The organism is Candidatus Vondammii sp. HM_W22 (assembly GCF_022530855.2).
Taxonomy (GTDB): domain Bacteria; phylum Pseudomonadota; class Gammaproteobacteria; order Chromatiales; family Chromatiaceae; genus Vondammii.
Genome location: NZ_CP099567.1, coordinates 2,943,591 through 2,963,951, shown reverse-complemented (window position 1 = coordinate 2,963,951; position 20,361 = coordinate 2,943,591). Strand labels below are relative to the sequence as shown.

Annotated in this window: 24 protein-coding genes and 5 pseudogenes; 13 read left to right on the top strand and 16 right to left on the bottom strand. The window is 51.1% G+C overall.

The genetic code is table 11. The annotated features are described in order from the left end of the window. Window positions 1-52: 52 nt before the first annotated feature. The 3 genes from uvrD to MN084_RS16850 all read left to right on the top strand — a co-directional run bounded on the left by uvrD (window position 53) and on the right by MN084_RS16850 (window position 3,052). Complete coding sequence (gene uvrD, locus MN084_RS16860; RefSeq protein WP_241085668.1) at window positions 53-2,215, top strand: DNA helicase II; 2,163 nt, start codon at window positions 53-55, stop codon at window positions 2,213-2,215. A gap of 218 nt (window positions 2,216-2,433) precedes the next feature. Next, window positions 2,434-2,700 (top strand): TRAP transporter small permease subunit, encoded by a 267-nt coding sequence (locus MN084_RS16855; protein WP_241085669.1) that lies wholly within the window; start codon window positions 2,434-2,436, stop codon window positions 2,698-2,700. A 154-nt stretch (window positions 2,701-2,854) separates the two neighbouring features. Continuing rightward, window positions 2,855-3,052: a hypothetical protein gene (locus tag MN084_RS16850; RefSeq protein ID WP_241085670.1), complete on the top strand. Its 198-nt coding sequence runs from the start codon at window positions 2,855-2,857 to the stop codon at window positions 3,050-3,052. 287 nt (window positions 3,053-3,339) lie between these two features. Here MN084_RS16850 and MN084_RS16845 read toward each other — a convergent pair whose 3' ends face one another. Further along, window positions 3,340-4,587, bottom strand: a complete 1,248-nt coding sequence (locus MN084_RS16845) for an IS256 family transposase (RefSeq protein WP_330178201.1) — start codon at window positions 4,585-4,587, stop codon at window positions 3,340-3,342. Window positions 4,588-4,796: 209 nt separating this feature from the next. On the opposite strand from MN084_RS16845, the gene MN084_RS16840 reads away from it, so the two are divergent. The 3 genes and pseudogenes from MN084_RS16840 to MN084_RS20005 all read left to right on the top strand — a co-directional run bounded on the left by MN084_RS16840 (window position 4,797) and on the right by MN084_RS20005 (window position 6,976). Further along, entirely contained in the window at window positions 4,797-5,060 is a 264-nt protein-coding gene (locus MN084_RS16840) for a TRAP transporter large permease subunit (protein ID WP_330178200.1), read from the top strand. 87 nt (window positions 5,061-5,147) lie between these two features. After that, a pseudogene (locus MN084_RS16830) lies at window positions 5,148-6,465 on the top strand (IS5 family transposase). 286 nt (window positions 6,466-6,751) lie between these two features. After that, window positions 6,752-6,976: a transposase gene (locus MN084_RS20005; RefSeq protein ID WP_241085674.1), complete on the top strand. Its 225-nt coding sequence runs from the start codon at window positions 6,752-6,754 to the stop codon at window positions 6,974-6,976. A 182-nt stretch (window positions 6,977-7,158) separates the two neighbouring features. On the opposite strand, the gene MN084_RS16825 is transcribed toward MN084_RS20005, so the two are convergent. From MN084_RS16825 to MN084_RS16780, 10 genes and pseudogenes are all read right to left on the bottom strand, one after another. Further along, window positions 7,159-7,473, bottom strand: coding sequence for a transposase (locus MN084_RS16825; RefSeq protein ID WP_330178563.1), 315 nt, complete (start codon window positions 7,471-7,473; stop codon window positions 7,159-7,161). 12 nt (window positions 7,474-7,485) lie between these two features. Next, window positions 7,486-7,596 (bottom strand): hypothetical protein, encoded by a 111-nt coding sequence (locus MN084_RS16820; protein ID WP_330178198.1) that lies wholly within the window; start codon window positions 7,594-7,596, stop codon window positions 7,486-7,488. Then, window positions 7,593-7,778, bottom strand: coding sequence for a hypothetical protein (locus tag MN084_RS16815; protein ID WP_330178197.1), 186 nt, complete (start codon window positions 7,776-7,778; stop codon window positions 7,593-7,595). Before MN084_RS16815 ends, MN084_RS16820 begins: the two co-directional genes overlap by 4 nt. Window positions 7,779-8,069: 291 nt before the next feature. Then, window positions 8,070-8,213: pseudogene (locus MN084_RS16810) on the bottom strand (transposase); the annotation flags it as partial. Between the two features lie 62 nt (window positions 8,214-8,275). Beyond that, a pseudogene (locus tag MN084_RS16805) lies at window positions 8,276-8,626 on the bottom strand (ATP-binding protein); the annotation flags it as partial. Window positions 8,627-8,638: 12 nt separating this feature from the next. Next, window positions 8,639-9,582 (bottom strand): annotated as a pseudogene (locus MN084_RS16800) (IS1595 family transposase). 98 nt (window positions 9,583-9,680) lie between these two features. Next, window positions 9,681-10,100, bottom strand: a pseudogene (locus tag MN084_RS16795) (transposase). A gap of 94 nt (window positions 10,101-10,194) precedes the next feature. Then, window positions 10,195-10,356, bottom strand: coding sequence for a transposase (locus MN084_RS16790; protein WP_241086056.1), 162 nt, complete (start codon window positions 10,354-10,356; stop codon window positions 10,195-10,197). Window positions 10,357-10,395: 39 nt separating this feature from the next. Then, on the bottom strand, window positions 10,396-10,575 hold the full coding sequence (locus tag MN084_RS16785; RefSeq protein ID WP_241085678.1) for a transposase family protein: 180 nt from the start codon (window positions 10,573-10,575) through the stop codon (window positions 10,396-10,398). Window positions 10,576-10,618: 43 nt separating this feature from the next. Next, a complete protein-coding gene (locus MN084_RS16780; protein WP_241085679.1) occupies window positions 10,619-10,816 on the bottom strand; it encodes a hypothetical protein in 198 nt (65 codons plus the stop codon). 429 nt (window positions 10,817-11,245) lie between these two features. Here MN084_RS16780 and MN084_RS16775 point away from each other — a divergent pair, with 429 nt between their 5' ends. Further along, window positions 11,246-11,557 carry a hypothetical protein gene (locus MN084_RS16775; protein ID WP_241085680.1) on the top strand — a complete coding sequence of 104 codons (312 nt, stop codon included), beginning with the start codon at window positions 11,246-11,248 and terminating at the stop codon, window positions 11,555-11,557. A gap of 11 nt (window positions 11,558-11,568) precedes the next feature. Here MN084_RS16775 and MN084_RS16770 read toward each other — a convergent pair whose 3' ends face one another. From MN084_RS16770 to nudE, 3 genes are read right to left on the bottom strand one after another with little or no spacing between them, the layout of a single operon-like run. After that, entirely contained in the window at window positions 11,569-12,609 is a 1,041-nt protein-coding gene (locus MN084_RS16770) for a thioredoxin family protein (RefSeq protein WP_241085681.1), read from the bottom strand. A 2-nt stretch (window positions 12,610-12,611) separates the two neighbouring features. Continuing rightward, window positions 12,612-13,424 (bottom strand): 3'(2'),5'-bisphosphate nucleotidase CysQ, encoded by an 813-nt coding sequence (gene cysQ / locus MN084_RS16765; protein ID WP_241085682.1) that lies wholly within the window; start codon window positions 13,422-13,424, stop codon window positions 12,612-12,614. Continuing rightward, window positions 13,421-13,984: an ADP compounds hydrolase NudE gene (nudE, locus tag MN084_RS16760; protein WP_241086057.1), complete on the bottom strand. Its 564-nt coding sequence runs from the start codon at window positions 13,982-13,984 to the stop codon at window positions 13,421-13,423. Before nudE ends, cysQ begins: the two co-directional genes overlap by 4 nt. Before the next feature lie 41 nt (window positions 13,985-14,025). Here nudE and yrfG point away from each other — a divergent pair, with 41 nt between their 5' ends. Beyond that, entirely contained in the window at window positions 14,026-14,676 is a 651-nt protein-coding gene (gene yrfG / locus MN084_RS16755) for a GMP/IMP nucleotidase (protein ID WP_241085683.1), read from the top strand. Between the two features lie 77 nt (window positions 14,677-14,753). On the opposite strand, the gene MN084_RS16750 is transcribed toward yrfG, so the two are convergent. Together MN084_RS16750 and rhlB are read right to left on the bottom strand one after the other, a co-directional pair. Next, entirely contained in the window at window positions 14,754-15,128 is a 375-nt protein-coding gene (locus MN084_RS16750; protein WP_241085684.1) for a YkgJ family cysteine cluster protein, read from the bottom strand. A gap of 22 nt (window positions 15,129-15,150) precedes the next feature. Next, window positions 15,151-16,470 (bottom strand): ATP-dependent RNA helicase RhlB, encoded by a 1,320-nt coding sequence (rhlB, locus tag MN084_RS16745; RefSeq protein WP_241085685.1) that lies wholly within the window; start codon window positions 16,468-16,470, stop codon window positions 15,151-15,153. Window positions 16,471-16,672: 202 nt separating this feature from the next. Between rhlB and trxA the strand changes: the two genes are divergently transcribed. The 5 genes from trxA to MN084_RS16720 all read left to right on the top strand — a co-directional run bounded on the left by trxA (window position 16,673) and on the right by MN084_RS16720 (window position 20,227). Then, window positions 16,673-16,999, top strand: coding sequence for a thioredoxin TrxA (gene trxA, locus MN084_RS16740; RefSeq protein WP_241085686.1), 327 nt, complete (start codon window positions 16,673-16,675; stop codon window positions 16,997-16,999). Between the two features lie 194 nt (window positions 17,000-17,193). Continuing rightward, entirely contained in the window at window positions 17,194-18,450 is a 1,257-nt protein-coding gene (gene rho / locus MN084_RS16735) for a transcription termination factor Rho (protein WP_241085687.1), read from the top strand. A 158-nt stretch (window positions 18,451-18,608) separates the two neighbouring features. Further along, window positions 18,609-19,316: an N-acetylmuramate alpha-1-phosphate uridylyltransferase MurU gene (gene murU / locus MN084_RS16730; protein WP_277400146.1), complete on the top strand. Its 708-nt coding sequence runs from the start codon at window positions 18,609-18,611 to the stop codon at window positions 19,314-19,316. A gap of 78 nt (window positions 19,317-19,394) precedes the next feature. Next, on the top strand, window positions 19,395-19,703 hold the full coding sequence (locus tag MN084_RS16725) for a hypothetical protein (protein ID WP_241085688.1): 309 nt from the start codon (window positions 19,395-19,397) through the stop codon (window positions 19,701-19,703). After that, window positions 19,688-20,227: a hypothetical protein gene (locus MN084_RS16720; protein WP_241085689.1), complete on the top strand. Its 540-nt coding sequence runs from the start codon at window positions 19,688-19,690 to the stop codon at window positions 20,225-20,227. Before MN084_RS16725 ends, MN084_RS16720 begins: the two co-directional genes overlap by 16 nt. The last annotated feature ends 134 nt before the right edge of the window (window positions 20,228-20,361 follow it).

The window sequence follows — 20,361 nt, the reverse complement described above, 5'->3', positions numbered from 1 at the left end:
CTGAAAAAGTGTGCGGGTCGTGAAGGTTGGCTGTGACTGCTAGAATGCCCGGATGGATGTTTCACATATATTGGATAGTTTGAACGATGCCCAGCGTGAAGCTGTTTCAGCGCCCATTGGGGGCATGCTGATATTGGCAGGTGCGGGCAGTGGCAAGACTCGGGTGCTGGTGCATCGCATTGCTTGGATGATTCAGGTCGTCGGTGCTTCGCCCTGGAATATCCTTTCCGTCACCTTCACCAATAAGGCGGCCAGGGAGATGAAGGGTCGCATTGAGGATCTGCTGGGTCACCCGGTGGGTGGCATGTGGGTCGGGACCTTCCATGGACTTGCCCACAGGCTGTTAAGGGCGCACTGGAAGGAGGCCAAGTTGCCTCAAAGTTTCCAGATTCTCGACTCAGACGATCAGTTTCGCACGATTAAACGCCTGTTAAAGGCCCTTGATCTTGATGATACACGCTGGCCGCCACGGCAGGTGCAGTGGTTTATTAATGGGCAGAAAGATGAAGGGAGGCGCCCCCAGCATCTGGATGATGGTGGCGACCCGTTTCAACGTCAGATGATCCGGCTTTATCGTGAATATCAGGAGGCCTGCGACCGAAGCGGCGCGGTGGATTTTGCTGAGCTGCTGCTAAGAGCCCATGAACTACTGCGGGACCGGCCGGATATCCTTCAGCACTACCAGGAGCGGTTCCAGCATATTCTGGTGGATGAGTTTCAGGACACCAACACCATCCAGTATGCCTGGCTGAGGTTGTTGTCCGGAGGCAGCAACAACCTGTTTGTCGTGGGAGACGATGATCAATCAATCTACGGCTGGCGTGGTGCCCGGGTGGAGAATATTCGCGACTTCCAGAAAGATTACCCCACTGCCCCGTTGATAAAGCTGGAGCAGAATTACCGCTCTACCGGGAGCATCCTGAAAGCGGCCAATGCCGTGATCGCAAATAATCCTTCACGACTGGGCAAAGAGCTCTGGACTGATGGCCTCGACGGTGAGCCGATCAATCTTTATGCCGCCTTTAATGAGGTGGATGAGGCGCGTTTTGTCGTGGAGCGTCTGCGCAACTTCATCGATGAGGGCCACACGCGTTCGGAGATTGCCATTCTCTACCGCTCCAATGCCCAGTCGCGACTGTTTGAGGAGTCCCTGGTTCAGGCACAGATCCCCTATCGTGTCTATGGCGGCCAGCGATTTTTCGAGCGGGCTGAGATCAAAGATGCCCTCGCCTATCTGCGCTTGATAGCCAACCCGGAAGATGATCTCTCTTTCGAACGCGCGGTCAATATGCCCCCCCGGGGCTTAGGCCCCCGCACCCTGGATGCGGTTCGTGCCCATGCACGTGATTTCGGCTGTTCTATGTGGCAGGCCGCAAGGGCGCTGGTAAGCGGCAGTGGCATGACCAAACGGGCCTCCAACGCACTGGGCGGATTTCTCGATCTGATCGATGAACAGCGAGCCGATACACGGGACCTGGCACTGCATGAGATGACGGATCAGGTGATCTCAGCCACTGGGCTGGAGGCCCAATTCAAGAAGAGCCGGGATGGCAAGGGGCTGGACCGGATTGAGAACCTGGAAGAGTTGGTGAATGCCACGCGTCAGTTCCAATACGAGTCGGATGGAGAGGCGGAGATGGATGACCTGACCGCTTTTCTCTCCCATGCGTCACTGGAGGCGGGAGAGGCTCAGGGAGGTGCCTATGAAGAGTGCGTGCAGTTGATGACACTCCACTCGGCTAAAGGGCTGGAGTTTTCGCTGGTCTTCATTGCTGGATTGGAAGAGGGGCTGTTCCCTCACAGCATGTCCAGCGAAGATCCTGAGCGCCTGGAAGAGGAGAGGCGCCTCTGTTATGTGGGGATGACCCGCGCCATGGAGCAGCTCTATCTCACCTATGCCGAGAATCGTCGGTTGCACGGCAGTGAAACTTACCCCTCGCCTTCCCGTTTTCTGCGGGAGATTCCGCCTGAGCTGATCCAGGAGATACGTGCCCAGCCTCAGATCAGCAGACCCATATACTCTCCCTCCCCCGTTGGCCTTACAGAATCGGAGAGTGGTTACCGATTGGGGCAACGAGTTAGCCATCCAAAGTTTGGCGAAGGGGTGGTGCTCAACGCCGAAGGTCAGGGTGGCAGTGCCCGGGTCCATGTCAATTTTGAAACGGTGGGTGCAAAATGGCTGGTGGTCGCTTACGCTAATCTTGAGCCTTTGTAAATCTATCACCCGCCGGTACGCCACCAATTCGAGTATCGTCACCGCTTTGTGTAAACTGACCTGGGAGGCAAATTTCCCATGCAGGCACTGCCTGCGTCTATCCGGCCTGATCGATGCCTTGAACGAAAAGATCGGACGCCCCATCTCATGGCTGGTTCTGGTTCTGGTTCTGGTTCTGGCAATGGTGTTGCTCGGCGCGTACAACGTTGTGACCCGTAATGAGTCAGACCATTGGCCTAGATTTCAGCTCCAACAGCTATATTGAAGCTCAATGGTATATGTTTAGCCTGATCTTTCTCCTGGGAGCGGGATACACACTGAGAAACAAGGGCCATGTGCGTGTGGATATCATCTACTCCCGCGTCAGTCGTCGTGCCCAAACCTGGACCAATATCTTTGATACGGTCACTTTCCTGATGCCTGCCACCTTGCTGATTCTCTGGGCTAGTAGGAGCTTCCTCGCAGATTCTGGAGATGTTGCCTGATCCCAGTGGCCTGCCCCGCTATTTGATCAAGTCAGTTATTCCCCCTCACGGCTATTTTGCTGATCGTCCAGGGCCCCAGTGAATTGATCAAGCTGGCTGCCTTTTTACGTGGTGTCATTCCACATCCCGATGACCACCTGGAGAAAAGCGCGTGATGGAGTTCGACCTGGATCTGCTGGACTCACTGATATTCGTGGGGGCGCTGCTTATGATCTTCATCGACTACCCGCTGGCATTTTTTCTGGACAGCGCTGCGCTGGCCTTCGGCATTATCGGCATTAATATGGAGTTGTTGGATTTCGCGCTGCTCCAAGCCGTGTCCCAGCGATTTTTTGACATAATACAGAACTAAACGCTGTTGGCGGAAGATTCTGCTCAAAACCATGAGTATCGCCTTTGGTCATGTGTCCGTGGCGGCCTTGGTTTCTCTGGGGTGATTGTAGGTACATTACTGGCGGCAGCAACCGGGTGTGGTAGGGGTAATGGGCTTGATCGCATTGCTAGTCATGATGGAAGCGAAGTATTCGAAGTCCCTGACGACCGGTATCATCGCCACGTCAGGGGCATTGGGGTAGGTGATCCCTCCCGGTATGGTGTTGATTGTGAGTTATAGTCAAATCTGGTGTTTAGCCAGTTGAATCAAGCGGCGACCTGATCGACTCCTGCTACCTCAACACCCTCTTTAAATTTGATTCCGGTTATCACCTTCGCCAGATAATCGAAACCCCGTAATCGCCTCCACTTCTTCTCGGCACACCGGCCGAGTTTGAACATCATGTGTAGCATGCCGTCACGCGATAGGCAGCCCTTGGAACGCTTGGTTCGATGGCGGATTGTCCCGAAGGTGGATTCAATCGGATTGCTGGTCCGAATACTCTGCCAATGCTGCGCAGGAAATTGATAGAAAGCCATCAGTTCCTCTCGGTCTTTGTGCAGACAGATGGCAGCCTTCGGATACTTTGGCTCATACGTTTTGATAAACAGATCAAAGGCCTTTTCCGCATCGGCCTGGGTCTCCGATTGCCAGATGTTGTGCCGTGCCTGCTTCGCTTTCGGCTGAGCTGACCTTGGCAGGCAGTTCAGCACGTTCATGGTCTTGTGCATCCAGCAGCGCTGCTGGCGCGTCTCCGGATACACTTCCTCCAGCGCAGCCCAGAATCCCATGGCACCGTCACCGATCGCCAATTTTGGCGGGGTCAGTCCGCGTGACTTCAGTTTTAACAGCACCTCCCGCCAGCTCTGTGTGGACTCCCGTACACCATCCTCAATTGCCAGAAAATGCTTCTCACCACGCTCATTCACGCCGATCACCACCAGGGCACACAGCTTCGTCTGCTCTGCTCTCTGTCCGCTGTAGACACCGTCTGCCCACACATACACCCAATGGCCCTTATCCAGGCGCTCCTCGCACCCGCTCCGATATTCTTCTGCCCAGACCTGCTTCAGACGCGATACCCTGCCCGCCGACAAGCCTGTTGCATCCGGAACCACCAGCACTTTCAGGGCTTCACCCATCTCTCCACTGGAAATCCTCTTCAGGTAGAGCCACGGCAGTGCCGCTTCCAGTGACTTCGTCTTGCGTACATACGGCGGCACCAGAGCTGATCGGAACGTCACCGGCTCGCCGGTCTTCGCTCGTACTTTGGGGATCTTGACCGTGACCGGCCCTAATCCTGTCTGCAGTTTACGAGCTGGCAGGTGACCATTACGCACCACACCCACCTTGCCATCCTCTGTCCGTCGCTCGACGTGCTCCGCCAACAGCTCCAGCAGCTCGGCCTCCACCACCTGGTAGATCAACTGCTCTGCACCGCTTCTCAGCAACTCTGTCAGCGGATCGATAATCGTATCTCGAACTGCCAGCTTAACAACGTTATTCTTACTCATGGTGGCGTATCTCCAATGGTTGTTTTGATGTCTCGCAACAATAAATCAACCAGATACCCCGCTCTTTTTCAATTCCTTTCAAACAACACTTTCAGTTATAACTCGTTGATTATTCTGGCTGGTCATTGATACCGAGCCTAGTGCTGTCGAGTAGTTACATCCTCTGCATTGTAGTGGTCGCACTGCTAATAACCTATGCTGCGCCGGCCATGCCTAAGGCATCCTGTACCATGAGTGGGGCAAAACTGTTCCGGCAAATTGTCCTGGTGATGCTCCCGCCGCCGGGGCTGATTGTGATTGTGCTGGGCAATATTTTTGGCGGCTTGACGACACCCACGGAGGCAGGTGATTTTGATACGGTTAGCGCTATGCTGCTGGCGTTTGTAAATAAGAGGCTTACCCTTGCCGCGGTGATGGAGAGCACGAATTATACGACCAATCTGACCAGTATGGTGCTACTTAGTCGACCCTGAAATATTCATAACGCAATAATTTATATAAAATAAGCGTCCGGAAAGGGGTAAAAGCAGAGAAAAACTGGACGAAACGGAGGTGGATAATTGAGCAAATCCAAGACAGCCAATCCCAACCAGCAAAGTTTCCTGCACCAAAACTTACTGGATCAGCTGAACCCCAAGAATCCACTTTTTCTACTGGCCAGACAGATAGACTGGTCATATTTTGATGCTAAATTTGCCCGCTTTATTCTCATCTTGGAAAGCCCTCAAAACCCATCCGCCTAATGGTGGATCTCTCGATACTCAAGCATCTGAAAGACCTCAGTGACGAGGTTCTGATTCAACGCTGGATACAAAATCCCTGCTACCAGAGTTTTACGGGTGAGATCGAATTCCAATGGCAACTTCCTTGTGACCCCTCCGACCTGACTTACTTCAGAAAGCGTATTGGCAACGAAGGTTTTGAAAAGGTCCTGGCTGCCTCTATCGCCTTACATCAAGAAAAGGCGATCGAAGATGAAATGTGTATCGACACTACCGTACAAGAGAAAAACATTACCTTTCCAACTGATGCAAAGCAGTACCGAAAGATACACGGGCAGTTACTCAAGATGGCCCGAGCAGAAGGTATCGTGCTCAGTCGAAGCCATGAGAAGGAAGTAAAAATTCTCAAGCTCCCCACCCGATTTGCCACACATCCGAGGAATCGTAAAAAGGCACGTAAGGCCGTCAAGCGATTAAAGACCATCAGCGGCCGATTACTGCGTGAAATACAGCGTAAGATGACCGGAGAACAACAGAAATTCTATGCAGAAAAGTTCGCCCTGTACCAGCGCATGCTGAATCAGAAGCGTGCTGATAAAAATAAGTTGTACAGCCTACATGAACCTCATATTTACTGTATGAGCAAAGGCAAGGCCCAGCAGCGTTATGAGTTTGGCACCAAGACATCAATCACCACCACAAGGGACGCGGGCATTGTGATTGGTGCCCTGGCTTTTGAGAAGAATGTATTTGATGGTCACACCGTACCTGAGGTCTTGGCACAGGTGAAACGTCTCATCAATCGAGTACCCAAAGTGGGTATTGCTGATCGAGGTTACCGGGGCAAATCAAAGGTTAATGACACACAGATAGTAACGCCAAAGCCTGCCAGGAAGAATACCTCAGAAGAAGCCATGGCATTAGCCAGAAAACGTTTCAGAAGACGAGCTGGCATTGAGCCTGTGGTCACTTAAAGAGTGACCACAGGCTAAAAAGGAACTTTCCTAAAGGCTTTGCCGGGGATCAGATTAACTTGCTTATGGCGGCGGCTGCCTTCAACTTCAGAAAATGGATGAAGGAGGTTCTTTTTGTGCTGAAAAATATCATGTCCATACTGTTGTTCCTGTTTGCAAAACAGAAACAACAGTATTATTAAGTGCCTGGAATGAATATTTCAGGATCGACTACTTATCACGGTCTGTTCCCAACTCTTTTCGCTGGTGTTCCGCGGGCTGTTTGGTGATCTCTGGGAGGAAGATCTGCTGGCCACCCTGCCAAGTAGCGCTATTGGCTTTCTGGTGTTAATCAGTCGCCCCTGAATTATTTATAACTACCCAGCAAATATGAAACCACAAAGCCCGGATAACAGTGCTGATTTATTCCGTTAGCAACTTTCTCAGATCTTAAACCTCTCGCACCCATTGGTGCGGTTATCCGAGAAGATGAACGGGGAAAAACTTGAAGCTGACATTGATATTATTTACAACGAAGGTGCAGGTCAGCCTCCGTTACCCACTCGTTTACTGGCGGGCCTACACTACCTCAAGTACACTTTTAATGAGAGCGGTGAAAGCTTTGTGAAGCGCTGGGTTGAAAACTCATCTTGGCCGTACTTTTGTGAATTTCAATACCTGCAACACGAACTCCCTTGCACTCCTCCAGTGTAATTCGTTGGCGCAACCGAGCCGGTAGTAAGCTTGACGCGCTGTTAAAGCAAACCATCGAACTAACGCTGAATACTAAAGAGAACCTCTAAAAACCCGACAAAGGCCAATAGCCTTTAGCAAACCGGGAGAGCCCGGTATTTTCACGCTCATTTTTCTGGCAACATCCATCTCCATACCTCGTTTCATCTGGCCAGCCACACTAATCGACGCATGTTGTACACCAAATTCATCATACTCATCTTCACGCCGGGCCTGACTTGCCCGATGCTACGCACCAGTCGATTGGCCTGCTGGACAAACACGTGCTCAACTCGAGCCCGAACTCTTGATTGTTTTCGGTTTGCCTCTTGCTCCCGTTCATTCAAAGGGCGTTTGCGTGCCGACTTGCGATGAATATGACTGCGGCAATGCGCACCCGGTAAAGCGGCTTCCCGTTCTACACTGCGGTAAGCAGAATCGGCCCAGACACTGCCATCACTGTTGTTCTCATCCTGCAGTTCCTCGAAGATCTAGCTATCATGAACTTCAGCTGATGTGATGGCGTACTTGCGAATGACCTTGTGCTTCCGGTCTATGCTGATGTGGTTTTTGTACCCATAGTGGATTTTGCCATGCTTCATGGTCCAGTGGCTTCAACATCTTTCTGACGGTGCTTGTTATCACTCCATGCCTCAGGGCTATCCCCGGCTTTGATCTGCCTATTTTCCTCTCGCGTATTGCGTTGCTTGGGCACTGGAACGATAGCGGCATCTACAATCTGTCCCTTGGGAACACTGGAGCTTGCTGCATCAATCTGGATCAACAGATCTGAACGCTCTTCGCCTGATCGAGTGGATTGCAAGAGCTAATATTGAGTCAAATTATCCTTGACGTACGGTATCTACGCCACATAATCGGCAGCCACGAGGAATTGGGTAAGCATGGCTAGAATCCATCGTATATCAGCTGCTTGCGTGGGTTGTTGATGATTTCCTGCATCCCAAAAGAGGCTCCAAACCCTCACGCCGACAGCCTTTGGCGCACATACCGTCTGTCAGGGATGTAGCTGCTACGCGGTGATTTACCTTTTCTACCCACTCGATGAGGGGAAGAGCTACTCTGAAAAGAGTTTATCAACAAGGCCCCATTCTTTCAGGCGCTCACGATACACCAAAACCGTTTTGGCATCGGGTACCTTACCCTCCTGGCTCAGCCCAAGAAAACGACAAAAGCTATAGCGATCCCGTACTTGGAACTCTGTTTGATCATCGTGTTAAATTGCATCTAAAAGTGCCCCACCTAATCAAGCCGGATTATGACTTATTTCTTGGATTCTCGTTTGGTTTTTCTCTCCGTATTGCGGGTTTCGATGATATGGCAGTGATGGGTCAGTCGATCAAGCAGCGCAGTCGTCATCTTTTCATCACCAAAGACATTCGACCATTCAATGAAGCTGACATTGGTGGTAATAATAACGCGGGTGCGTCCATACAGCTTGCTGAGAAGATGGAATAATAAAGCACCACCTGCCTGGCTAAAAGGGAGATAGCCCAGTTCACCAAGGGTCACGAGATCCGCATGCATCAACCTGTTAGCCATTGGCCCCTGCTTACCGGGTTGTTTCTCCTGCCCCAGCAGGTTAACCAGCTCAATAGTCGATAAAAAGCGAATAAGTTTACCTGATTACCCATAAACCTCAGCCATCCTCAGGAGGGGATAAGGCATCGGTGGTGTACGTAACGCGACGCAGAGCAATCGTTCAATCATAGCCGGAAGATTAAACCGGCGATTAAAGCGATATTCAAACTCGGCGAGATAACAAGGTACGTGTTTTTTACGAATAGCATGAAAGGTTCCCTGCAAAGCATTCTTGATATTACCAAGCATGGTATTCAGTTATTTAAAGGTGGAGAGCTGGGTATACTTTCGCCCACCGCCAGTGACGATAGGCATATGATCACATCCAGCATCTGTAACTGCTCTGAAGCAGTAGAGCCCATCAGAAAGAACTGTGCTGCCAGCACACAGACTGGATCTGGCATATCGAGCGATCTCCGCACTCTGAAAACCGCGGAGCCAACGCAGTTGGATCTTCATTGGCCTGCCGTCCTGCGTCGTCTCAACAGCTGCCACGAAAGGAATTTTATTACGAGACCCTCGCCCACGCTTTCCCAGTTTCTCACCACCAATACAGGCATCATCCATCTCGATGCGACCAGCCAGTTTTTTTGACTCTGACGTTCCATCATCACCTGCATCAGTTTGTGCTTGAGCTTCCAGGCTGTATTGTAGTTCACACCAATTTCACGGGACAGTTGCAAGGCAGAAGTACTCTTTTTACGCTGAGTCAACAAATAGATGGCCAGAAACCACTTCTTCAACGGCAGCTTGGTGCCGTGAAAGATGGTGCCAGCAATCAGGGAGCTTTGGTGGTGGCATTTATGGCACTGATATATCTTACGGCTTTTGAGTTCACAACCTGTTGTGTTGCCACACTCATGACATATATATCCGGTAGGCCAACGCAGTTGGTACAATGCTTGTTGGCATTGCTCTTCAGAACCATGTTTTTCAATAAATTCGTGCAAACCAAGACCTTTTTGAAACTGCACTGTATTTTTCGGCATGATAGAAACCCCTCTGTGTTCAGTGGCTTCTATTATGCAATGACCACTGGCTCAATAGCTGAGCCTAGCAGGTAATCAGGTATATTTAACCTTGTCTGTTACACAGAAAATTTTACAGGTTCACGGAAGTCTCTGCTATGCACCTTGATTATCTTGATTCGGCTGTTGAGACCTTCTGCCGGACCATTACTTACTTCCAAAACAACAGCGTTCAATATTCCCCACAGGTGATCCTTGATTGTTTCCACCACTTTCTTGACTGGCTCCAGGCCACTGCGCACTGCCTATGACAGCCACCGTTCCCAACCTTTCCTTGCCCATGTCTTGCTGGCACAGTGCCAGAGTGACATGGCAAACTCTTTGATCGCCCAGGCACGGGCAGTCTTCAGTGTGCTGTCACGTAGCGCCTTGAACCGCAATCTCTGTCTGCGCGTCATGTTCTCCGGGTTGTAGAGCCAGCCATACTGGCGGCCTTTAAGGTCCTCATAGCCTTCAGCACTTTGTGCTCTTGGCGACATGGAATTTATCGAAGGCAATCTTCTCTTCAGCCCTAAGCAGGCTTTTCAGTGTGGCATTGATAAAGGCTTGGCCACATATCCATGGAGACACTCTCTATCGCTTCTCGCTGCTCCTCTGCCAGACTTTCGTACCATGTGCTTTGAGCATGGCCTTTTTGCGGTCACTACCCATGTGTAGCACTGTACCTGCATCCTGGTCTGATAAGACTGCTGCATAATCATGACGTTTCTTGAAGGCCGTCTCATCAACACCGATACGGTTGGGCTAATCTCTGTTCTACGTGCCAATCCTCGCTTAACCGCTCGCTGCATAATCAATGGCATTCCAACTCAGCCCCATCAATCGGGAGACTGCCGAGATGGACGCCTCTTTCAACCAGTCGATCACCAGCGCCTCAAACATTGCAGTAAATCCAGAGCCCGGTTTCGCCCAGGAAACTGACACGGTGGCCACTCCATGTTCTTCACACTTCATTCTGGGCACGTCTGCTACCAGAATAGCTTTGTGCTGGCAGGTATCACAGGTGCTGCCAGCGGCGCTTGCGTGAGTCATAGCCCTGTGAGATCTGCCCACAGGTTGAACAGCACTGCTTGGCACCTGCCTCCTGCTCAACCTGTACCGTTACCTCTCTCTCTGGCAGAGCCAACTCTACACTGCTAACCTGCCAAGGGCTTTTGATACCCAGGATCCGGGCGTATAGGTCTTTATCTCTCATAGGGGGTACGTTAATTTATCCACTGTATTAGGGGAAGAGCCTTTTTATAAACTGAGCCCAACAATGCCCGAAAAGCCTCCCAGCCTACGGCCCTTTCCAGCTTTGGCAGCGGGTCTCCCAGTTGCTCAAGGAGTTGAAGTCGGTTTTGATGATAAAAAAATTCGGCAGCATGGCTTTTATCAATAGTTGGTTGCTATATGTAGCTAATTTGGGAAGGTTTTTAGAGATTCCCTACAGTATTTTTGAAGGATTATAGAAGGAGAATCAAGGATGATGATCGATTGGATGCAGTTTCAAACCGTTTATTTGAATAATAAAAAGTTATTTGTGGCATCAGTCACGATTTTATTATCACTGGCCCTATGTACTACGGTTGAAGCCGCAATATACCGCTGCAAAGGAGAGGCCGGAGAGGTTGAATTCAGGCAGATGCTGTGTGAAGAGGGAGGAGGAGAGGCGGTTGAGGTTAATGTCAGAGCAACGGAATGGGTCGATTTAAACAAGCATCGGGTATCTCGCCCAGCATCTGCGGGCAACAGAAAAAAGCAAAAACGCCAATCGAAAAAGCCGGCTTCTGTAGTGCTGGATGATGATCGTTTGTCAAAGGAGTGCTGGCGCGTCAAAAGCCAAATTGAGCGGATCGAGTGGCAGTTGCGCAAAGGCTATAAGCCGGTTCAAGGCGAACGGTTGCGACGGCAGCGTCGTGAGAAGACGGCGTACCTCCGTAAATTCTGTCGATAGCCGGTTTTCTCTTAAAAGCGGTTGTTGCTTCGCCAGCTTTGGTAATTCGGCTCGTTTTGATAGCCGCGGCTGCTGATGTAGTTGAGTACATTGCGCAAACGAAAAAACTGGACAACAGAATCAACACGGATGATCTCGTGGCCAGACTTATCAAAGAAGATAATCGAGGGTGTGTAGAAAAGTTCCAGCTCCCTTGCCCATGCTTTGGCCGTGGTACGTTGTCCACCCGGGGTTAGTATCGGTGTGTCCGATCTGATATCAAGCTGGATCGATTCAAACTGTTGTAGCAGGTTGTTGATAGCGGGCTGCTGCAGTGGCTGGGCGTGGAGTATATCGCAGGCGTGACACTCCCCACGTTCAAAGAAAATGGCCAGAGGTTGTTCAGCTGACATGCGGCTGCGATCAAGGGCGTAGGGGGGAGGGCTGAAGAATGGCTCATCATTCAGCTCTCCAGGCTCAAAGGCAAGGGTGCCTTCGGCCCGTTCCAGGTATCGGGCGAAGGTTTCATTTTTGTGATGGCCGTCGGCCACGTACTCCAGTGCGGCACGGAACTTATAGGGTGGGTAGTAGCCTCTGAGTCGCAGCGCTTCAGCGCCTTCCGCATCATAAAATATTAACGAAGGTGTGAAGTTGGTATCTTCCCGTAATGATAATTCACGCTCAGTCAGGGTGTTTCCCTGGAAATCGGTGACTTCGTCTATGCCCCAGATATTGATCGGTATCAGGTCGAAATTACGCCGTGTATAGGTGACGATATCTGCAAGACTGAAGTTTACCTTCATTAACTTCTGGCAGTAGGGACATCGTTGCTGCCAAAAATAGACAATGATGCCTTTTTTATCCGCTGCCAGGGCCTCTTTCAGATCATCGCGCAGATCAAGAAAGCTCTCCTTGAACCAGCCGGGATGTTCCAGTGGATTTGCCAGAGGGGTGTCGTTAAAATTGAAAGCCTCTTCCGGCTCAGGCGTGGCGGCATACAGGTAATGGGAAAAAGTGAGGGCGAGTAGCAGCACTGTTTTCACCGCGGTCTTGCCGTTTTTTCTAAAGTTCATAATCACAGTGCCTGATTCGCATCCAAATAGTTTGACCATTTTATGCTGCTGTCGCCAAAAACAAAAAAGTGGGGATTGAGTAGTGATGCCTTTGTGTTATAGCGCAAAGGTTGCATGTTGGTGTCGGTGATCTGTCCGCCGGCTGCCTCAACGATTGCCTGGGCTGCAGCGGTATCCCACTCTGAAGTCGGTCCAAGGCGGGGGTAGAGATCGGCACGTCCTTCGGCTACCAGACAGGATTTCAGTGAGCTTCCCATTCGGGTGACTTTGTGATCCCCGAGCTCGTCAAGATAGCTTAGCAAATGATCACTGGCATGGGAGCGACTCCTGGCTATCTGGAGTGGTTGTTGTCGATCTTGCTTTGCATGTATCTGTTCGACTTTTTTGTTAGGGGCGAGTTTGAAAGCCCCTTGCTCTTTTTGGCCGTAGTAGGTGACTCCTGTGACAGGAACATAGATAATACCGAGTACCGGTTCATGGTTGTCGATCAACGCGATATTAACGGTGAACTCACCATTTCTCATGATAAATTGTTTGGTGCCGTCCAGTGGGTCGATGAGCCAATAGCGGTTCCATGATTTACGGACCTCAAATGGAATGGCAGCCGACTCCTCTGACAAGACCGGAATATCAGGGGTGAGAGATGCCAGTTCATTGACGATAATATTGTGGGCTGCCATGTCTGCTTCGGTCAGCGGTGAACTGTCCGCTTTTTTCTGGACGGGAAAGTCGGTGTCGTAGATGGCAAGAATCGCTTCTCCGGCTTGGCGGGAAAGGTTAATCAGATCTTCTATTCTGGTGGGCGCCGCTCTCATGAGCCGTCCTGATCTGTAAGGCGGTTGATTCGGTCACGTACTAGGTAGAGAGCCGCGATGGATCTCGCCTCGGTAAAATCCTCCCTTGTCAGCAATTCGTCCATATCCCGGAGCTTCCAGGGAATTACCTCAATGGTCTCAGGCTCATCACCTGGCCGTCGCTGGGGGTAGAGATCCTGGGCCAGAACGATATGGGTGGTATGCAATAGGTAGCCGGGAGCAACACTGACAGAAGTCAGCAGTTCAAGATGATGGGCGGCGTAGCCCACTTCCTCCTGGATCTCCCTGTTTGCGGCGGTCAGCACCTCTTCACCTTTCTCGATATGTCCCTTCGGGAAGGCCAGTTCATAGCGCTCCATACCGGCTGCATACTCTTTGGTAAGCAGCAGTGTCTCATCGTCCAGCATGGGTATGATCATGACTGCTCCCTGGGCGGTGCCGACGATACGCTGGAAGGTTCTTGTCTGGCCATTGGAGAATTCCAGATCCATCTCTTCAATTCTGAAGACCCCTGTATTGGCGATAGGGCGTCTGGCATTTATGATCGGTTTTTTCTGCATAGTGTTAGCATCATCATTCATTAAACGGTAACTTTAACCTTATGATTGACTGGAACCAAATCGATACTGTCTTCCTGGATATGGATGGCACTCTCCTCGACCTGCATTTTGATAACTACTTCTGGCTGGAACATGTGCCTCAGCGATATGCACAAGCGCGTGACTTGTCACTGGGCGTGGTAAAAGCCGAATTGATGATGCGTTATGAAGGTGTGATGGGAACATTGGAGTGGTACTGCATTGATCACTGGAGCCGGGAACTGGGGTTGGATATCGCCCTGCTGAAGGAAGAGGTGGAGCATCTGATTGCGGTGCATCCCCACGTAGTCGGCTTTCTTAATAAGGTGCACAGTGCCGGTAAGCGTCTTGTGCTGGTGACCAATGCCCACCAGAAATCGCTGGCATTGAAGCTGGAGCGTACCCGTCTGGGTGGCTATTTCGACGCGGTTATCTGCTCCCATGACCTGGGATTGCCGAAGGAGAACCCGCTATTCTGGGAGAAACTGCAGCAGATCGAGCCATTTGAAAAAGAGAGGACACTGTTTGTCGACGATAGTCAGTCGGTTCTTTTGTCGGCAAAAAACCACGGCATTCGCTGGTTGCTAGCGGTACTCAAGCCGGATACTAAAGGGCCGTTGCGGGAGGCAGGGGAGTTTGATGCCATCCGTGATTTTTCTGAAATCGGCTTCTAACCGGTTCTATTTATTGATAACTCACGGTCTTGCGCCGGGTTTGCGTGGAGCAGATGGGATTTAGTGCTGGCTGGTTATCATTGACCCCATGTCTTGAAACGTTTTTTGCAGTAGTCCAGAAGTTCCTGGTAGTTACGGAAATAGAGTTCAAATCCCTCTTCCGCAGGGGCGTCCGTCTCGCACCAGTCGTTCTCGTAATCACGGCAGATCTGTGGTCGCTCATCATAGATATTGCAGGCACCGCTGGGGCGCAGGTGCTCGCAGTTGCCTTGGAACATCAGATACCACCCCTCTTCATCCTTGTAGATCTCCACGCCCTTATGGGATATCTGCCAGAGCAGATGTTGAAAATCACTTTTGGCGCGGGGTGCAGCGCCAAGTGCCTCGGTCATATAGGTGCAACACTTGGTGCCGGGGCAGCGGCTGCACTTGTTTTCTGCAAATATGTCCATTTACGATGGAGAGGCTGTTTTCTCAGGTTTTTGGTTTCGATCTGTGTCTGTTGCGGTGACGATTTTCGCCAGAGCTTGATCGCCTGTGTTTGCCGCTCTGTCCCGGTTTGCTGCCGTGCCGGTTATCCCTCGCAGGCCGGTCAGGGATGATGCGGCTTCTGGGGTCTATATCGGCCAGCAGTTCATCGGTTACTGCTTCCATTGGCAGACGGTGGCCAATAAAAGCCTCAATATCTGGTAGTGCGAAGGCGTGTGTTTCGCAGGCAAAGCTGATGGCATCGCCACTGGCGCCGGCTCTCGCAGTACGGCCGATGCGATGGACATAATCCTCTGCATCGTCCGGCAGATCGAAGTTGAAAACATGGCTGACATTTTCAATGTGCAGCCCACGGGCGGCAACGTCGGTTGCCACCAGGATGGAGAGTTCACCTTTCTGGAATTGGCTCAGCAGGCTCATGCGCTTTTTCTGGGGCACATCCCCGGAGAGTGCGGCAGCTTGGAATCCATTACCCTGCAGAAAGCCCCACACCATATCAACCCCGCGTTTGGTGTTGACAAAGACAATGGTGCGGTGTGCATCCATCTGCCGGAGGAGGCCGATGAGTAGGGAGACTTTTTCGTTGTTTGCTGTCATATAACAGGTCTGCACGACATTATCGGCGGTGACTTTGCCGGTCTCTATTTTTACCTCCTCCGGCTGGTTCATGTGTTCGTAGGCCAGCTCAGTGACGCGGCAGGAGAGCGTGGCCGAAAACAACATGCCCTGTCTCTTCTCCGGGTCGGGGCAGCGGCGCAGCATGAAGCGGATATCTTTTATAAAACCGAGGTCGAACATGCGATCGGCTTCGTCCATCACTACAACCTGGATTGCCTTGAGATCGTAGACACGCTGTTTAAGATAGTCGATCAGGCGGCCTGGCGTGCCGATTAGAACGTCCATGCCTTGTTCCAGCTGGCGACGCTGCTGTTCGTAATCGGTACCGCCAAATACCAGCCCCAATTCAAGGCCTGTGTATTTTCCGAGCACCTCGGCATCCTTATGGATCTGTATCGCCAGTTCCCTGGTCGGAGCCAGGATAAGTGCGCGTGGTTGGCTCTGTTTACGATGCTCGCTGGCAGGTTTTATCAGCAGATTCTGGAAAGTGGCCAGAAGAAATGCGGCGGTTTTACCTGTACCTGTCTGTGCCTGTCCCGCAACATCCTTGCCTTCAAGGGCAAGCGGAATTGTTTCGGCCTGGATCGGTGTGCAAAAAGAAAAGCCTGTATCATCAATGCCTTGCATTAATTCATCGCGCAGGCCAAAGCTATCGAAGCGGACATCTGTCAAGTGTTTTTCAGTCATGGCCTGCTAGAATACAGCAATTTCTAGGCAGTTTGGACTTGAAATGGATGAAAGATTAATATCAAATACGTACCCAAGCGTTGGGGTTGGGCTTGAAATCTTGTATAGTTAGCTGGTCGGCCCCGAAGCTGAATTGAGGAGCGCCGGTGCGATTCCGCACATCCCGGTGTCTATAATCACCTAATCCATTTGGAGGAGCCACGTGAGAGAGCAGATTGTTCATCTGACCGATGATTCTTTTGAGGCCGATGTGCTTAAATCCGACCTGCCTGTGCTGGTTGACTATTGGGCCGAGTGGTGTGGTCCCTGCAAAATGATTGCGCCAGTGCTGGATGAAATTGCCAGCGAATACGGCGGTAAGCTCAAGATCGCCAAACTGAATATCGATGACAACCCCAATACGCCGCCGCGTTATGGCATTCGTGGAATTCCCACGTTGATGCTGTTCAAGGATGGCGAGGTTGAGGCAACCAAAGTTGGTGCTGTCTCAAAGTCTCAGTTGATTGCTTTTATCGACAGCAATCTCTGAATTTTGCAAAAGATCTGGACGCGCTCCAGGAAACTGCTACTATTACTCCTTAATAGATATCAAGCGTTTCCTGTAGCGCCCAGCCTCTGATAAACAGCCACTCCAGAGTTTTTAAGAATAATCCTGAATCTTTGATTCACACGGGATCTCCTGCCTGTTCCATTCCATATCTAAAACACACTTAATAAAACACTATGAATCTTACCGAACTCAAGAAGATGCCAGTCGCTGAACTGAATGAACTGGCCCAATCCATGAAGCTGGAGGGCATGGCACGATCGCGTAAACAGGATCTGATCTTCGCTATCCTCAAATCTCACGCTAAGAAGGGCGAAGCCATTTATGGCGATGGCGTCCTGGAGATACTCCAGGACGGCTTTGGTTTTTTGCGCTCAGCAGATGCCTCTTACCTAGCCGGACCTGACGATATATACGTCTCTCCAAGCCAGATTCGCCGCTTTAGCCTCCGCACCGGCGATACCATCTCCGGTAAGATACGGCCACCGAAGGATAGTGAGCGATACTTTGCTCTGCTCAAGGTTAGCGAGATCAACTACGACGAGCCTGAGAATGCCAAGCACAAGATACTGTTCGAGAACTTCACGCCGCTATTTGCCAATGAGAAGTTCACTCTGGAGCAGGGTAATGGCAGCACCGAGGATATTACTGCGCGTACTATTGAATTGTGCGCGCCCATCGGCAAAGGACAGCGAGGCCTGATCGTCTCCCCGCCAAAAGCGGGTAAGACCACGCTAATGCAGAATATTGCACAGTCAATCGGGAATAATCATCCCGAGTGCTATCTGATGGTGCTGTTGATCGATGAGCGGCCTGAAGAGGTGACGGAAATGGCTCGCTCGGTACGCGGTGAAGTAATTTCATCCACCTTCGATGAACCGGCCTCGCGCCATGTCCAAGTGGCAGAAATGGTGATTGAGAAGGCCAAACGGTTGGTTGAGCATAATAAGGATGTAGTTATTTTGCTTGATTCCATCACCCGACTAGCTCGTGCCTACAATACCGTGATCCCCTCTTCAGGGAAAGTGTTGACCGGTGGTGTGGATGCCAATGCACTGCATCGCCCGAAACGCTTTTTCGGTGCCGCCCGGAATGTGGAAGAGGGTGGTAGTTTGACCATCATCGCGACGGCATTGGTGGAGACAGGTTCACGTATGGACGATGTGATCTATGAAGAGTTCAAGGGCACTGGCAACATGGAGATCCATCTCGACCGCCGTATCGCAGAGAAGCGTATTTTTCCGGCTATCAATATCAACCGTTCTGGCACCCGGCGCGAAGACCTGTTGATGAAGCCTGGTGAGCTTCAGAAGATGTGGATTCTAAGGAAAATCCTGCACCCGATGGATGAACTGGCTGCAATGGAATTCCTGTTCGAGAAGCTTAAGGTCACAAAGACTAACGATGAGTTCTTTAGCGCAATGAGGCGTTGATCTCTTCGTTGAACATAGCCTAGAAAAAGGCCGCCGGCACATGCAGATATGGGGTGGCCTTTTTTTAACATAGATCTAAGCTCTTATGTGCGATTGGGGATACCTCCATACCCTTAGGTAAATGATGGGCCGGGCCACCGGGAAGTTATGGATTGATTATGAAGATGTCTGAATTGAATTTATCAGAGATGCCGGTTAAAGCGATGATTCTAGCGGCAGGCAGAGGGAAACGGATGCGCCCTTTGACCGACCAAGTGCCCAAGCCCCTTCTGACGGTGGCGGGAAAACCGCTGATTCAGTATCATGTTGAAGCACTGGTTGCGGCCGGTATTACCCAAATTGTGGTGAATCATTCCTATCTTGGGAATCAGATTGAGGCATTTCTTGGTAATGGTCATAGTTTTGGGGCTGATATTCACTACTCCCCGGAGCTTGGCGGAGCCCTTGAGACTGGCGGCGGTATCCACAAGGCTCTGCCTCTGCTGCAGGGCGGGCCCTTTCTGGTTATTAACGGGGATCTCTGGAGTGACTATGATTTCAGCAGGGCCATCTGTCCGGCTGGAGTGCTGGCTCATCTGGTGCTGGTGGATAATCCAGTACATAATCTGAAGGGTGATTTTCTTCTTGAGGAAGGTGTTGTCTCTGAAGGAGAGGGTGAACGGTTTACCTTCAGTGGTATCGGTATCTATCGGGCTGAGCTTTTCTCCGGTTGTCACTCAGGTGCATTTCCACTGGCACCACTACTGCGTAGTACTATGGTCAGGGGCTTGGTTAGTGGCGAACACTTTGAAGGAAAATGGCGGGATATAGGAACGCCACAAAGACTGGAGGGGTTGAACCTTTATTACCTTCAGCTAGACGCCTGAGTTTTAGTGATGACTCTTCTTCGCTACGACTATCTAGGTGCCTGCCGGCACTTGGTGATGCTGTTTTAGCCAAGGGGGTTGGCGTGGGATAGGAGATCGGGAACAGTCACTTCTTCCCAAGAAGGTTTTGCCGCATTTGCAGAGAAGCTGGCGCAAGAGACCGTCCCGCTCGAGTGCTGGTTTGCTGAAGCCGTTTTCCCGGAATGTGATGTTGTGGGCGGTTTTGAGCTTAAGGCTTGTCTGGTGGATGATCAGGCACGGTCGGTTTCGGTTAATGCCGAACTCCTGAAAAAGCTGGACAATCGATTGGTGGTTCCTGAGCTTTCCCATTTTAATATTGAGCTAAATGGACTCAAGGCGTCTCCATGGCGATGGATGAGCAGCTGAGTCGTCTTCGAAATGGCGCCCCTCTGAAGGTGGATGTTGCCGGTCGGGACCAACTGCATTTCCGGCATGATGATATGATGCTTGAATCGGCAACGACCTCTTTCCAGATACATCTGAAAATTGATCCTGCACGTTCAGGACGCTTTTATGATGCAGCTAAGATTATCTCCGCACCCATGGTGGCGCTCTCTGCCAACTTGCCCTATCTGTTTGGGGCAGACCTTTGGGATGAGACGCGTATTCCACTGTTCGAACAGGCTGTTTCGGTAGGGGATACCGACGCTACCAAGCGGGTTTATGTACAGGATATGGTGATGGAGTGTTTCCGGGCGAATTTGCGGCGATACCCGGTTTTATTGCCGCGGTTGATGGATGAGCCAATAGAGCAGCTATCTCACCTGCGCCTGCATAAAAACGGTACAGTCTGGCGCTGGAATCGCCCTCTGGTGGGTTTTAATGAGGCAGGGGGAGCCCCCAACATCTTCGTCTTGAGCACCGAGTGGTGCCGGCAAGGCCTACAGTGAAAGATGCCATTGCCAGTTCGACTTTTTTCTTCGGCACTGTTTGTGCCATGGGCGAGATGGCTGACCCCGGAACAGCATCTGGCTTTTGCTCAGGCAAAGGAGAATTTTTATCTGGCTGGATGGGAGTAGGCTAG

Excerpts from the sequence above, each read along its gene's own strand:
- murU (WP_277400146.1), top strand. The coding sequence starts at position 18,609 with ATGAAGATGTCTGAATTGAATTTATCAGAGATGCCGGTTAAAGCGATG.
- MN084_RS16775 (WP_241085680.1), top strand. The coding sequence starts at position 11,246 with ATGCTGTGTGAAGAGGGAGGAGGAGAGGCGGTTGAGGTTAATGTCAGA.
- MN084_RS16720 (WP_241085689.1), top strand. The coding sequence starts at position 19,688 with ATGGATGAGCAGCTGAGTCGTCTTCGAAATGGCGCCCCTCTGAAGGTG.
- MN084_RS20005 (WP_241085674.1), top strand. The coding sequence starts at position 6,752 with ATGAACGGGGAAAAACTTGAAGCTGACATTGATATTATTTACAACGAA.
- MN084_RS16780 (WP_241085679.1), bottom strand. The coding sequence starts at position 10,816 with ATGAGAGATAAAGACCTATACGCCCGGATCCTGGGTATCAAAAGCCCT.
- MN084_RS16840 (WP_330178200.1), top strand. The coding sequence starts at position 4,797 with ATGCCTAAGGCATCCTGTACCATGAGTGGGGCAAAACTGTTCCGGCAA.
- uvrD (WP_241085668.1), top strand. The coding sequence starts at position 53 with ATGGATGTTTCACATATATTGGATAGTTTGAACGATGCCCAGCGTGAA.
- MN084_RS16850 (WP_241085670.1), top strand. The coding sequence starts at position 2,855 with ATGGAGTTCGACCTGGATCTGCTGGACTCACTGATATTCGTGGGGGCG.
- MN084_RS16855 (WP_241085669.1), top strand. The coding sequence starts at position 2,434 with ATGAGTCAGACCATTGGCCTAGATTTCAGCTCCAACAGCTATATTGAA.
- MN084_RS16750 (WP_241085684.1), bottom strand. The coding sequence starts at position 15,128 with ATGGACATATTTGCAGAAAACAAGTGCAGCCGCTGCCCCGGCACCAAG.
- MN084_RS16785 (WP_241085678.1), bottom strand. The coding sequence starts at position 10,575 with ATGAAGTGTGAAGAACATGGAGTGGCCACCGTGTCAGTTTCCTGGGCG.
- yrfG (WP_241085683.1), top strand. The coding sequence starts at position 14,026 with ATGATTGACTGGAACCAAATCGATACTGTCTTCCTGGATATGGATGGC.
- MN084_RS16770 (WP_241085681.1), bottom strand. The coding sequence starts at position 12,609 with ATGAACTTTAGAAAAAACGGCAAGACCGCGGTGAAAACAGTGCTGCTA.
- rho (WP_241085687.1), top strand. The coding sequence starts at position 17,194 with ATGAATCTTACCGAACTCAAGAAGATGCCAGTCGCTGAACTGAATGAA.
- nudE (WP_241086057.1), bottom strand. The coding sequence starts at position 13,984 with ATGCAGAAAAAACCGATCATAAATGCCAGACGCCCTATCGCCAATACA.
- rhlB (WP_241085685.1), bottom strand. The coding sequence starts at position 16,470 with ATGACTGAAAAACACTTGACAGATGTCCGCTTCGATAGCTTTGGCCTG.
- MN084_RS16845 (WP_330178201.1), bottom strand. The coding sequence starts at position 4,587 with ATGAGTAAGAATAACGTTGTTAAGCTGGCAGTTCGAGATACGATTATC.
- cysQ (WP_241085682.1), bottom strand. The coding sequence starts at position 13,424 with ATGAGAGCGGCGCCCACCAGAATAGAAGATCTGATTAACCTTTCCCGC.
- MN084_RS16820 (WP_330178198.1), bottom strand. The coding sequence starts at position 7,596 with ATGAAGCATGGCAAAATCCACTATGGGTACAAAAACCACATCAGCATA.